The sequence below is a fragment of the Methanobacteriaceae archaeon genome (genome assembly GCA_030656015.1).
Lineage (GTDB): Archaea > Methanobacteriota > Methanobacteria > Methanobacteriales > Methanobacteriaceae > UBA349.
In genome coordinates this window covers 46,349-58,530 of record JAUSNX010000002.1, presented here as the reverse complement: position 1 = coordinate 58,530, position 12,182 = coordinate 46,349, and the positions used below count along the sequence as shown (strand labels likewise).

Here is a 12,182-nt window from a genome sequence, read left to right as displayed (position 1 = left end):
TATAAATTAATCTTTTTTAAGAGATTTATATTATATAGTATTATTGATGTGATTATTCTGTTTTAATAGTTAAATTTTCAACATCATAAATTTAAATTAGATATTTGGATTAGACTACATTAACCCATAGATGTAAGGATCTATAAGCATTTTTATCATCAGGTAACTTGTATAAAATTAATTCCAATTTTTGATTAGTTCCAGATGCATCTGGTGTGAAAATTATGTCCTTTTCCCATTTCTGATTATTTTTCAGACTTATATTTTCAGTGCTTATGATTTTCCCCTGTAACTTGACCAACACTTTATAATTTACCGTAGAATATTCGTGATTCACTACACCTACAAATAATTTTCCAGATTGCCCTAAGGTGAGGTTGGTCGGATAGTCACTGGCCTTTCCATTAGGCCCTAAAATGTAGAATTCAGTGAATTTTTCCCCTTCCTTAGGTTTGACAATTATATATGCAGTAGTAGCAATGGCCAGCACTAAAGAAAGTATCAATATTATAGAAAGAATTTTATCAAGTCGGGATTCACTATTAAATGACTGTTTCAAGGAAGATAGGGAGTTAGTAATTTCTGGATTAAATCTATTTTCGCTAGAAACTTTTTTTCTTCTAATGTAAGATATTAAAACCATTATAATAGTAAATATGGTTAAAGAAATTACTATTGGTGATAATTTTATTCCAAATGGAGTATAATTAAGTGCTAGTCCTATCAATGGAGATATGGCCAGGCTCATTCCAAAACTAAGGGCCAATCTTGCAATATTATCCAGATCCTGTTTTTTAGGGAATAATGCCGCAATTAATGTATATCCTGGAATGAATAAAACGAATAAGAGCCCTAATATAGAATTCAATGGAGTTTTACTTATTATGGGAACATAGATGCTTATAATAGTTAAAAATGTGATGTTTAAAACAATTAGAAGATCTAGGGGTATAAACCTCTTTTTATTATCTTGATTGCTGGGGTCTGGCTTTTTAATTTCTTTATTCTCTTTTTTATCATCAAAAATATCTGATGCTGAAAATGATTTGGCCAGATCTTCTTCTAAGTAATTTTTTCGAGCTGGTTTTTTAACAGGTATTGATTCAGGTTTTTTAATAACTGCGGGGTCAGGTTTTTTAAGGGTAAATAATGGATCTTCTTTAACTTCTTTTTTTGCCAGAGCAATATCTTCTTTGAGAATTTCTATACCCTTCTCTTTTTTAATATTCTCTGACTTTTCTTTAGAATATTTTTTTAGATCATTTAATGCTTTTTCATCCTTATTTTTATCTAATCCTGCTTTATTTTCTTCCATTTCTTTATCTGTTTCAGAGTCCTTTTTAGAAAGTTCATACATGGATATGTCGGTTGGAACTGTTTTTTTATTAGACTTCCAAAATGCAATTAATATACATATAATGGATATACTGGATAAAATTCCCACATACAAACTTTGATTCAGGCCTGTTTGGTTAGATAAATGGCCTATGTACAGCATTCCAAATAAAATCAGGATATCCAAAGATAAACTAATAACTATGCTGATAGCTCCTGCAAATATAATTCCCGAGAACTTTTCAGGTATAAATAACTCTTTTATAGCATATCCTGGCAAATAGAGAAGAAGTGGCGCTATAAATATTAACTTAACAATTTCTCCTAAGGCAATTCCTAAATTTGAAGATAAAAATGAAGATACTGGTTGAATTGTAAAAATAATACCAATTATGCTAAAAATTAAAACAATAATTAATTTCAATGTAGATGAACTTCTAAATAACTTGGAAATAGGTTTTGAAGTCTTTTTAGCATCTGATTTCTTATCTTTTTCGAGTTCATCATATACTTGGGATGATTTGCTTTTTTCCCGGCCATCTTTTTCCATATCCTTTTTACGGGACATAACCCTTTTTCTAGCATCTGAGGGACTTAAAGATGTCTTGATTTCATCCGTTGTTTTAATATCTTTACTTGTATTATCATTTAATACCGGGGTAATTTTTTCTTTTCCTAAATCACTTAGTTTTAAATTTTGCTTATCATCATTTAGTTTACTATTAATTCTATTTTGCAGGGGTTTTTCATGGGTATTTTCCCGGGAATACTTTTTGAAAACCATTTCATCATTTTTTAAATTAGTTTCGGATAATGATTCTTTTTGGGATATAGTTAAAACATTAAATTCACTTTTTTCTGAAATTAATTTACTTTTTTCATATCTAAAACTTTTTTTTACTTTTTTATGATTTCTAGTCGTTCTTAAGTATCCTAAAATTCCCATGGCTAAGGAAATAACCAGAATAACTGCTAAGAAATATGCTGATGGTGGGTGGATTTTGAGGAAGGTTAATAAAGCACACAGACTTAAAACAATACCCATACTCAATAAAACACTGTAAATGATCTTTTTTAACAATTTCTGGTCCGAAAATTTAATAAATAGTCCAGATAGCACGGAATATCCAAATATAAAGAAAAGAAGTAGTATTATAAATACCATTTTAATGGAACTTGAAGTTTGAGGTAAAAATATTAAAATTCCACATATCACAGTTAAAATAAGAACCATAATTATATCATTAATGGATTTTTTAACTTTTATTACCTCGATTTTTTCTTTTGATTTATCAACTTTGGAATCTTCCTGAGATTTTAATGACCATCTATTTTTTGATTTACCAGTTTTAATATTATTTTTTGATTCTGATGGGGTAGGTTTACTTTTATCAATATATTTTTTACCATAACCGGGGGGTCTAGGCATTTCTGATGATTTTGAGGAATATTTGGGGGTGGGTGCTGTTTTGGTGTCTGATGATTTTGAGGAATATTTGGAAGTTGTAACTGTTTCAGTGGTATTGATTTTTTTATTTATTTTCATTAATTTTTCTTTTTCAGCTTTAGCAGCAGCTTTAGCAGTATTTAAATTCTTATATTCGTCTTCATGGATATTGGCCTTATTTTTATCCTTTCTTTTGATTGACAAATTAGAAATAGATTTCTTTGACCTTAAAAATCTAATAGTTCTAATTATAAATAATATTAATAAAATTGGGATTATGGCAAGTTCATAGTATATAGTAGTCTCATGATATGGTGTATAATTCAATAAAATACTCCAAAAACCGATTAAAAAGATTCCTAAAATAGGAGATAATAATAATCTTGACAAAAAATCAATATCATTTTTTTTTGGAAAAAATATGATGCTTAATCCATAACCCGTGGCCATAACTAAAATTATTCCTGCAATTATTTCTAAATTAATGTGCCAGTTTAGAATAAATAGACTAATAGCAGCAGCAATCAGAACTATTATGTCGCTTTTAATAGATAATACTTGATTTTTATTTATTTCCTTTGTTTCCATCCAATTCCTCTCATTCTAAATATTTATTAAAAGCTATTAATTAATATAAAATCTAAATGATTTAGATAATAATAAATTTCTTACATAATATTGAATTATATATTATATAGATTGTTATTAGATTGCATGATAATTGAATTACTAGAGGTATAATAATTTTTATAAAGTTTAATTTATTTTAGATATTCCCTGTATTGGATTTTATGTTCATTTATAATGAATATTTTTCACAATAAATTTTTTAAATAGCAATTGTTATATTTCAAATGATTTAACATTTTTAATTCATTTTATTTTAATTATATTCGCTTATTTTGTCAATAGTTTTCTTTTTATCTTTTAAATTATTACCATATTTCTTAAAAACACGTTTTTTCAATTAGATAATATTTAACGCTGTTATATTATTTTTAAATCTTTAATTTTAGCGATATATGCATTTAATAAGATAAGAACTGTAGAAATCCTAAATAATCTATATTTTATTTAATTTTAGAACTAATTAACGTAAATTAGAATTCCATAGAAGTTTTTATTATTTATGCTAATTTTTAATAGATAAAAGCCAAGTAAAAACATTTATATATTCTGGAGTAATATCCATTTAACATGATTATTCATGCTAATGAAATGTACACATTAATCAGCTACTTGCTGGTAGTGGGTTCGGCCATAGGAATAGGTCTATTAATAAAATTACCTTTACTTCCTGAAAGGCCAATGCGGCAGTCATGGACGGTTAGTGCCGTGTTTCCTACTGCGGTCATTGCTTTAGGTTTACTGGCCATCTTTTTCCAACTGGGAATAAGAGGTTTCTATCAGGGTATGGATCTTGCTATATTAATTGGTATTTTAACCGCATTTTTTGCTAAATATCTCTTTGAAGATGCTTTCCCTAGACCCAAATCGGAGGAATCAAATGAATGAATTACTGGGAGTTGCACTAGCAGCTATTATTACCTGGCTTAACTTTGTTTTAATTGATACCTGGATGGGCCTTCCTGAAGCTCCTGGAGTTAAAGGGGCCGATGTTATTGGTCGAGATGTGAAAAAAAGAGGAGGCGATCTAGCTGGTGGATTTTTTCAGGGAAACATTGTTTGTTCTCCTGATGCTTCTGCAGGTACGCTCTTAGGTGCGGTGGGATGTTATTTAATTGGAATCCCTGAAGGTGGATTTATTGCTGCATTACTGGTTTTCATTGGAAATCGGCTTTGTGCTGATCCCGGATATGCCGGTACCACTGGTGCCTTAACTATTACCGTTATTATTGCTGCCTGTTCAGTAATTGGTTTAACCCCAGCTATGTTTATTGTGGGAATGATTATTGCTATCACTACTATTCAAGGTATCCATCATCCTCTTGCATCCAGATTACTAGGTGCCATTGCTAAAAAAATGGGTAGGCATACAAAATTAACCTAATTAAAAAATAAAAAAATTTTACTTAATTTCATTAATACAAAATGAAAGAATATCTAATGTAAATTCTAAGTCTTTAATACAAAATGAAATTAGAATATCTAAATACACTTAAAATATATCTTAATATAAAAATAAATTCTTTAACCGGATGATAAATCATGTTGATTGAGATTGTAGGAATAATAGTTATTATAATGGCTATAAGAGTTTTACTAGCTCAAGATAGGTCAGAAAGACTTCTTTACCTTAATGTTATAGGATTTGGAATGTCTGCATTAATTGCTTTGTATATCCAGACTCCTTTTGGAGCCATAATTGCTATTACATTCTTTGTAACTTCTACTTTAAGTTCCAATGCCATTGCTTATTCATTGGGAAGAGTTAAAGAAGAAATAATATATGATGAATAAACCTTGATTATTACTAAGAGAGTATTTGAAATCTCTAATGAAAGGTTTCAATAAACTCAATATAACTTATAAAAAACATAAATTACTCATTTAATGGAATACTCATGCCCTGGTGAAACTCATGAATCCCCTGGATTTCATAAATCTAACTACAATATCGGCGGTGCTAATGCTCATTGGAGCTATTGGTGTAATAATTCTGCCAAAACCTATGGATAAGGTTATAATGTTTGCTTTACTTCAAGCAGGTTTTATTGGTACTGTAGTGGCTGCAAAATATCTGGATGTGGCCATGGCAGCAGCAATATTTGATCCTATTGCCACCGTCATTTTTTTAATGGCAATTATAAAGTTGAATGAAATAAGAGTAAAAAAAAGAGACCTGGAGGGAGAACAACTTGATTGAAACGCAAATATGGTTTTATACAGGAATCGTTCTTCTGGTTGGAGGTAGTATTGCCACGGCTATTGGCCCTGGTGTAAAAGATCCAATTATAAGGACTTTGAATACTGAAATCCCAGCAATTGGTCTTTCTTTGATATTTTTAACTTATAATCATACTATAGCGCTTTTAACTTACATTGCAGCTTCTGTTATTATTACTATGATTCTTTTAAGAGTCGTTGTCAGAATGGAAGAAATGGGGGTTGAGCTATGAAGGATATTGGTCAATTATGGAATGATCTGGCCAACCCTAAGAGGATCCCTAGACTATTTTCCGTAGTTCTGGGATTAATTTTAATTGTGGGATTTTTTGTCCCCATGGCTCTTAATGACCATCAAATTTATCCACGTCCTTTACCTCAGGAACAGGTAAATCAACAAAACCCTCTGGCTCCTTATGATAGGGGCGGAGTTCCTTTAGTAGAACCTGGAATTGTTAAAGCACAATATCCTCAAAATTCTGCTAAATTAGGTATGATAACTGGTTATTTATCACCTATTGCCATTGGTGTGAAAAATACCACCCGTTATTATGGTACTTCTATCTATTCATCTCCTGGTGGTTTAATTGACGAGATATTATACTACACGCGTGGTTTTGACACTATATTAGAATCTACCATACTCATGATGGCCTTTGTGATTGCTTCCTGGGTTGCTTTGAACTTCACTATGAGAAGGAGGAAAGATTGATGTTAGTTCCTGAACTTGTACCAGCATACACGGTTTCTTTGTTCCTTCCAGCACTTTATGCCGGTTTAATCACGGGGTTTATTGGCCTTCTGGCTATATCTTTCCAGAAAAATGACCTTAGTGCATTAATACTTACCGATATTGTGGGACTTTCCATGCTGGTTATAGTGGCTTCAGTAGGTACTGATCTAGCAGAAGCATTAATTTTACCCGGTTTAGTAGTAGAACTGGCAGAAATCATGGCTATCTCTGAGATATTAATGAGTAGAGAAATGCGCAAAACTGGTAAAACAGCTCCTTTACTTCCATTCCCGTTCACTGCGGATATGGAAATAATGACCACTGCTGCAAATTTCATTGCAGTCATATTGGTGGTGTATGGGGTATTCTTAAGTGGATTTACTGGTGGGGCCATTGCCGGTGGAGGAATATTATTCTATGCTATCTCTAGAAAATCCCGTGGACTTCCTATAAAAATCTGGGAAGGTATTGCTGGTATCTCAGGTATTGCCTGGACTATATGGTTGGCCGGATTTTTAATATTCTTTGTAGCTCCAGATTACTGGCTTTTAGGTCTATTCATGTCTGCATTTGGTATTTTAATCAAAGTAGCATCTAAAATGGGCCTGATTGGTGTGATGGCTAGAGAGGAATTCAAAAGAGAGTAAAAATCATAACCTAATTTAATCATTTGATAAAATGCAAGATATCAGATGTAGGACCTGGTCCAATAATTAAATTTATTAAATTTCAAGTTAAAAATAAAAAGAGGAGTAGCAGATGGATATAGCAACATTAGGCGGGCAAATACTGGGTCAAATACCTCTGGGTGATATTGTACTTTACCTTACTCCTTTCAACCTGTTCATGTTTGCCGGTGCCCTTATATTTACTACTTTAATTGCCATAAGTCGAACTGAAACTCAAATAGAAGCAGAGTTTGGTTCACTTAAAGATAAGAAAGTACAAGTAGATCTTGAAGAATTCAAAATTAGAAGATTTTTGGCTATTGTTTGTGGTCTGGCCACAGCAGGTGCCATGATTACGGGAGACCTGTTTAACTTTACTTTATTCGTAGCCCTTATTGGTATAGTTAACATTGGTATTGTATCTGCTGTAAAGCAGGTTGATGTGCTTAATGCAGCTTATCAATATGGTCTGGTGGCCATGATTGCATCAATGCCATTGTTTGCAGGTGCGGCTTTGATATTAGGTGCTACCGGGACTTTAAGTCTCTTCCAGCTCTCTCAGACTGTTACTACTCCTATGATGTATTTCGCATCTTTATTATTACTAATGGGAATTGTTGGCGAAACTGGGGTGGCTCCTTTTTATGCTACCAAAGCAGAAATGTTTAGAACACCAGGATCTCCATTTATCCTTATAATTCACTTAAGTTCTTTATTAATAATTATAAGAGCAATTGAAATATTATTAATCATAAATAAACCATTTTAACAGTTAAACATTAAAATAATTGATTTAATAATTAAAATCATTAAAATTGTCTATTACTAAAATAATCATTAAATGTCCGGTTTGGGGTGCAGGTGATAAAATGAATCAATTAAAAATAGCAAGCTATTTGATGTTTGCAATTTCAGTTATAGGTATAGTTTATGCCATGATCTTTAATCCAGCTAGCTGGATTGTTTATGGAATAGCTATTGTATTAATACCCGTATTTTTACTATCTCTAGGCCTTCTTACCATGGCTAAGAGTACAAAAGAGGAGGAAGATGAGAGAACTAATGAACCATTCATTGGATATTAAATTGATGAAAACATATTATTCAAAATATTAATATTCTGATATTTAATGGATTATTTTAATTTCAATTTATTAATTCCATTTAATCTTTATATTAACTAAATTGAAATGCTAATCAAAGTAATGGTTAAATCTCTCGACTCAACGGTGATGAAATGAATCTAATGGCAAACATCCTTCTAAATGTTCTCATTGCTTTCTTGATGGGAAGTATCCTGTTTGGATTGCAAAGGAAGATCATGGCCCGTATACAGATGAGACCTGGGCCTCCCATCATACAACATCTTCTACACACATTAAAATTTTATATTAAAGAATCATCTTTCCCTAAAACAGCAGCAATGCCATTTTATGTGGCAATTTCCAGTACCCTTTGTGCTATATGGATCACCGCAGTAATTGTAGGTCCCGTAATTGGAGGATCACTTTTAATAATATTTGCGGTTTACACTATGCACAAAATCGTGGAACACAATGCTGGTTCATCCTCTGGTTCTCCCTATGGAAAACTTAGCTGTGTCAGAGCTGTATTTTCTGCAGCCGCGGAGGTTCCCCTTTTTGCAGTTTTAATAATCATTTACCTTCAGACCGGTACCATGATGATTGGTAATATTGTGAATTATCAGGCCATTCACGGCCCATTATTATTTACCATACCTCTGGCTGCAGTGATGTTCTTAGTTCTTATCCTTTCCAAGGCACCATACTCTCCCTTTGCAATTACTAAAGGAAAAGATATAATTTCTGGTTATGAAACAGAGCACTTTGGTGTTTTACGTGGATACTTAATGATTTCAGAATCAATTGCTTGGTATATGCTCCTATGGGTATTTTTAACAGTTTTCATAGGGCCTTTAAGTTTAATAGGATATGTTATTGGAATGGTAATTATCACTGCGATTGTGGCCTTTATTAATGCAGTTACTCCTATATTAAACCCAAATCACTCGGTTATGATGCAGGTGACATTTGCATTCATTGGAATATTCGGTTCCATTTTACTAATGATAGTGTTTTAACTATTAATTTAGTGATTTAAACTATTATTATATATTCAAAGAAAAAAACAGTTAATTTAGTGATTTAAACTATCAAAAAAAAACTTCAACAAAAAAAGTTAATTAATAAACATTTATTAATATTATAAAATCTTCATCTGGAAGGAGAATTAGAAATGGCAGAAGAAAAAGATTTACTATTCCTGGTAGCTTTAGTAGCTTTTGGAGTAATATTGGCTAGTGGATTGGCGGCCTTTTTGCAATGGATGGTGGTAATTCCAATCACTTTAGTAGCAATTCTATTTACGGGACTTCTACTAAAACAGCATAATGACAAAGTAGTACATTTTTCCGAAAACTTAGAAAAATGGGCTTTTATAGCCGCTTTATTATTCTTTATAGTGGCATTCATAGTTCTCTACAAACCAGCTTAATGGTGTGATAAAGTGACCGAAACTTTCTATCTCATATATTTAATATCATTTGTAATAGGGTCCATAGTAGGACTCCTATTGAGTTATAAAAAATACTCAGCCCCTTTTGTAACAGAAAAAATAGATATTATTGCACTTATAGTATCTGTTATTGGATGGGTAATCCTTTTAAATAATCAGCTTATAGTTCTAATTCAACCATTTATTTCCATCACAGTCGGTCTTTTCATGGTGGCCATGGTTTTAGGTATGAGGCCGGGATACGGCCGTTATGAAACAGTGATTGGGGTAGTTATATCTGGTGCGCTCTGGTTACTCACAAACGCAATTTCATAAGATTATTATCATTAATATAATTCGAAATAGGGGATATTAATCAAATATCCATCTGAATATATCTTAATAATTAAAATAAATTCACATATAATAACGCAATAACTTTAAAAATTTAAACCGGTGTTATAATGGATGATGAACAATCACGTCTGGAATTAATGAAAACCAGGATAATTAGAAGTTACAGGTGGAGGGAAGACATTGTCAAACCTTTAGCTGAGGAACTGGAAATTGATCTGGACCTTTTTGAACAAATTCTAATTAATAAACTTGACATGTCTAGTTTAGAAGCACTTCACCCCCGCTTTGAATCAGCACGCCAAAGATGTATAAAAGAAAGAGTACACGCAGACTTACAGTTGTGCTGGCTAGAAGATGTAATGGAAATTGTATCCCCTCAAAAGTCGGAATATATTAAAAAGAAAATATCTCAAGAAGTAATTGATGGCATACCATATACTGATGCCCTGGAAGACGGTAAGAAAGAACTTCTAAAAATTTTATCTGAATAGTGTTTTGAAGTAATTGTTCAATAACATATAATTAATGCTTACATGATAGTAAATCATAATTCATCTATTAAAAAATTTAATAAATTAACATTAACGAGGGAAATTAGAGGTAAAGAAATGTTAGATGCTCTTAAAGATATTGTAAGAAAGAGTTCAATTCACGTTTGTCTGGTGAATTCTGGAGGATGTAATGGCTGTGATATTGAAGTTGTTGCCTTACTATCTCCCAGATACGATCTAGAACAGTATGGTATATATGTTCACAATAATCCACGGGAGGCGGATGTTATTTTAGTTACTGGTGCAGTCACTGAACAGTGGAAAGAAAATCTAAGGCGGATTTATACCAAAGCACCTGAACCTAAAATAGTAGTGGCTCTTGGAAACTGCCCTATATCGGGGGATGTCTTTAATCAAGAAGGTGGATGTGTCAATGCACCTGTTTCTGATTTCATTCCAGTAGATGCTGAAGTATCTGGATGCCCACCTCGACCTTCAGAAATATTAGAAGCTATCTTAGCTGTGGCCCCTGGTGCCATAGCTGCTAAAGGGAGGCAAAAATAATGATTCTACCTATAGGTCCAATTCACCCTGGATTAAAGGAACCTCTTCGTTTAAAACTTAAAACTCAAGGAGAAAGAGTAATAAGTGCAGAAATAGATTATGGTTATGTTCACCGAGGAATTGAACGTATAATGGTTGGTAAAACCTGGCAAAAATCCATTTATCTTGCTGAGCGAGTTTGTGGAATTTGCTCTTATGTCCATACCCAAACCTTTGCTGAAACATTTGAAAAGATATCTGGTGAAAGAGCGCCTCTCAGAGCCCAGTATTTGCGAGTACTTACCAATGAACTGGACAGAATTCAAAGCCACTTACTGGCCAATTCCACATTTTTCAAGGCCGTTGAACATGAAACATTATTCATGTACATGCTTCATTTAAGAGAACCGGTCATGGATGCCATTGAGCTTTTAACTGGTAATAGGGTTAATATGGGTTGGAATGTGGTTGGTGGAGTTCGTATGGATGTTAAAGATGTTCATCTCCAGCAGATCATGACCATAATGAATAAATTAGAAGTGGAATATCAAAAATATGTGGAAATGTACGAGCAAGGTCCTTTAATGGGATTGAGGTCTAAAAAGGTTGGTCGAATGACCAAAGAAGAAGCTATTAAAGCCCGAGCTGTAGGGCCTATTGGAAGGGCTTCTGGTTTAAAACACGATCTTCGAGAGGATCATCATACCTACCGTGATAATTTTGACTTTAAAGTTATCTGGAGAAAAGAAGGAGATACCTTTGCACGTAATATGAATCGATTTGATGAGATTCCACAATCTATTAGTCTTATAAAACAAGTTATTGAGAATTTACCTGAAGGAGATATCCGTAAAAAAATAGATATTGGTGCAGGATTCGGAGAATGGAGAAATGAAGCTCCTCGGGGCGAAGTTACCTATATGATTGAAACTAATGGTAATTTAATTAATAATGCCTCCATTAGAACTCCCAGTATCATGAATATTGATGCCTGTGCTAAGTATATGCTAAAAGACGTGGCTACTGTATCAGATGCCATTGCGGCCTATGCCAGTGTTGATCCATGTATTGCCTGTGCAGAACGGGTGGTAATTGTGGATGAAAAAGGTGGAGAAAAACAATTCCAAGGTATTTTCGATATTAAATAGAATATATTGAATTTAAATCAATAATTAAAATTTAATTATTTGAAATATCTAAAATGGCAAATATTTAAATTAAATCTAAAATCAGTAATTAATGGTTAA

Annotated in this window: 16 protein-coding genes; 15 read left to right on the top strand and 1 reads right to left on the bottom strand. The window is 32.5% G+C overall.

Features of this window, described 5'->3' with window-relative positions; all coding sequences use genetic code 11:
• Positions 1-109: 109 nt before the first annotated feature.
• On the bottom strand, positions 110-3,370 hold the full coding sequence (locus Q7I96_02980; protein MDO9626576.1) for a DUF1616 domain-containing protein: 3,261 nt from the start codon (positions 3,368-3,370) through the stop codon (positions 110-112).
• A gap of 609 nt (positions 3,371-3,979) precedes the next feature.
• Between Q7I96_02980 and Q7I96_02975 the strand changes: the two genes are divergently transcribed.
• From Q7I96_02975 to Q7I96_02905, 15 genes are all read left to right on the top strand, one after another.
• Positions 3,980-4,297 carry an energy-converting hydrogenase A subunit A EhaA gene (locus Q7I96_02975; protein ID MDO9626575.1) on the top strand — a complete coding sequence of 106 codons (318 nt, stop codon included), beginning with the start codon at positions 3,980-3,982 and terminating at the stop codon, positions 4,295-4,297.
• A complete protein-coding gene (locus Q7I96_02970; protein MDO9626574.1) occupies positions 4,290-4,793 on the top strand; it encodes a hypothetical protein in 504 nt (167 codons plus the stop codon). The genes Q7I96_02975 and Q7I96_02970 overlap by 8 nt, the downstream gene beginning before the upstream one ends.
• A 158-nt stretch (positions 4,794-4,951) precedes the next feature.
• Positions 4,952-5,203 (top strand): DUF2109 domain-containing protein, encoded by a 252-nt coding sequence (locus Q7I96_02965; GenBank protein MDO9626573.1) that lies wholly within the window; start codon positions 4,952-4,954, stop codon positions 5,201-5,203.
• Between the two features lie 130 nt (positions 5,204-5,333).
• Positions 5,334-5,609: a DUF2108 domain-containing protein gene (locus Q7I96_02960; protein ID MDO9626572.1), complete on the top strand. Its 276-nt coding sequence runs from the start codon at positions 5,334-5,336 to the stop codon at positions 5,607-5,609.
• Complete coding sequence (locus Q7I96_02955; protein ID MDO9626571.1) at positions 5,602-5,862, top strand: EhaE family protein; 261 nt, start codon at positions 5,602-5,604, stop codon at positions 5,860-5,862. Before Q7I96_02960 ends, Q7I96_02955 begins: the two co-directional genes overlap by 8 nt.
• On the top strand, positions 5,859-6,341 hold the full coding sequence (locus Q7I96_02950; GenBank protein ID MDO9626570.1) for an EhaF family protein: 483 nt from the start codon (positions 5,859-5,861) through the stop codon (positions 6,339-6,341). The genes Q7I96_02955 and Q7I96_02950 overlap by 4 nt, the downstream gene beginning before the upstream one ends.
• A complete protein-coding gene (locus Q7I96_02945) occupies positions 6,338-7,009 on the top strand; it encodes an EhaG family protein (GenBank protein MDO9626569.1) in 672 nt (223 codons plus the stop codon). The genes Q7I96_02950 and Q7I96_02945 overlap by 4 nt, the downstream gene beginning before the upstream one ends.
• Before the next feature lie 112 nt (positions 7,010-7,121).
• A complete protein-coding gene (locus tag Q7I96_02940) occupies positions 7,122-7,799 on the top strand; it encodes a proton-conducting transporter membrane subunit (GenBank protein MDO9626568.1) in 678 nt (225 codons plus the stop codon).
• 100 nt (positions 7,800-7,899) lie between these two features.
• Entirely contained in the window at positions 7,900-8,115 is a 216-nt protein-coding gene (locus tag Q7I96_02935) for a DUF788 domain-containing protein (protein MDO9626567.1), read from the top strand.
• 152 nt (positions 8,116-8,267) lie between these two features.
• The gene (locus Q7I96_02930; protein ID MDO9626566.1) at positions 8,268-9,131 is read left to right on the top strand and encodes an NADH-quinone oxidoreductase subunit H; all 864 of its coding nucleotides are present in this window, start codon (positions 8,268-8,270) and stop codon (positions 9,129-9,131) included.
• Between the two features lie 155 nt (positions 9,132-9,286).
• On the top strand, positions 9,287-9,544 hold the full coding sequence (locus Q7I96_02925; protein ID MDO9626565.1) for a hydrogenase: 258 nt from the start codon (positions 9,287-9,289) through the stop codon (positions 9,542-9,544).
• 12 nt (positions 9,545-9,556) lie between these two features.
• Positions 9,557-9,880 carry a DUF2104 domain-containing protein gene (locus tag Q7I96_02920; GenBank protein ID MDO9626564.1) on the top strand — a complete coding sequence of 108 codons (324 nt, stop codon included), beginning with the start codon at positions 9,557-9,559 and terminating at the stop codon, positions 9,878-9,880.
• Between the two features lie 128 nt (positions 9,881-10,008).
• Complete coding sequence (locus Q7I96_02915; protein MDO9626563.1) at positions 10,009-10,392, top strand: DUF1959 family protein; 384 nt, start codon at positions 10,009-10,011, stop codon at positions 10,390-10,392.
• A 117-nt stretch (positions 10,393-10,509) separates the two neighbouring features.
• On the top strand, positions 10,510-10,956 hold the full coding sequence (locus Q7I96_02910) for an NADH-quinone oxidoreductase subunit B family protein (protein ID MDO9626562.1): 447 nt from the start codon (positions 10,510-10,512) through the stop codon (positions 10,954-10,956).
• The gene (locus tag Q7I96_02905) at positions 10,956-12,083 is read left to right on the top strand and encodes a nickel-dependent hydrogenase large subunit (GenBank protein ID MDO9626561.1); all 1,128 of its coding nucleotides are present in this window, start codon (positions 10,956-10,958) and stop codon (positions 12,081-12,083) included. The genes Q7I96_02910 and Q7I96_02905 overlap by 1 nt, the downstream gene beginning before the upstream one ends.
• Positions 12,084-12,182: the final 99 nt, after the last annotated feature.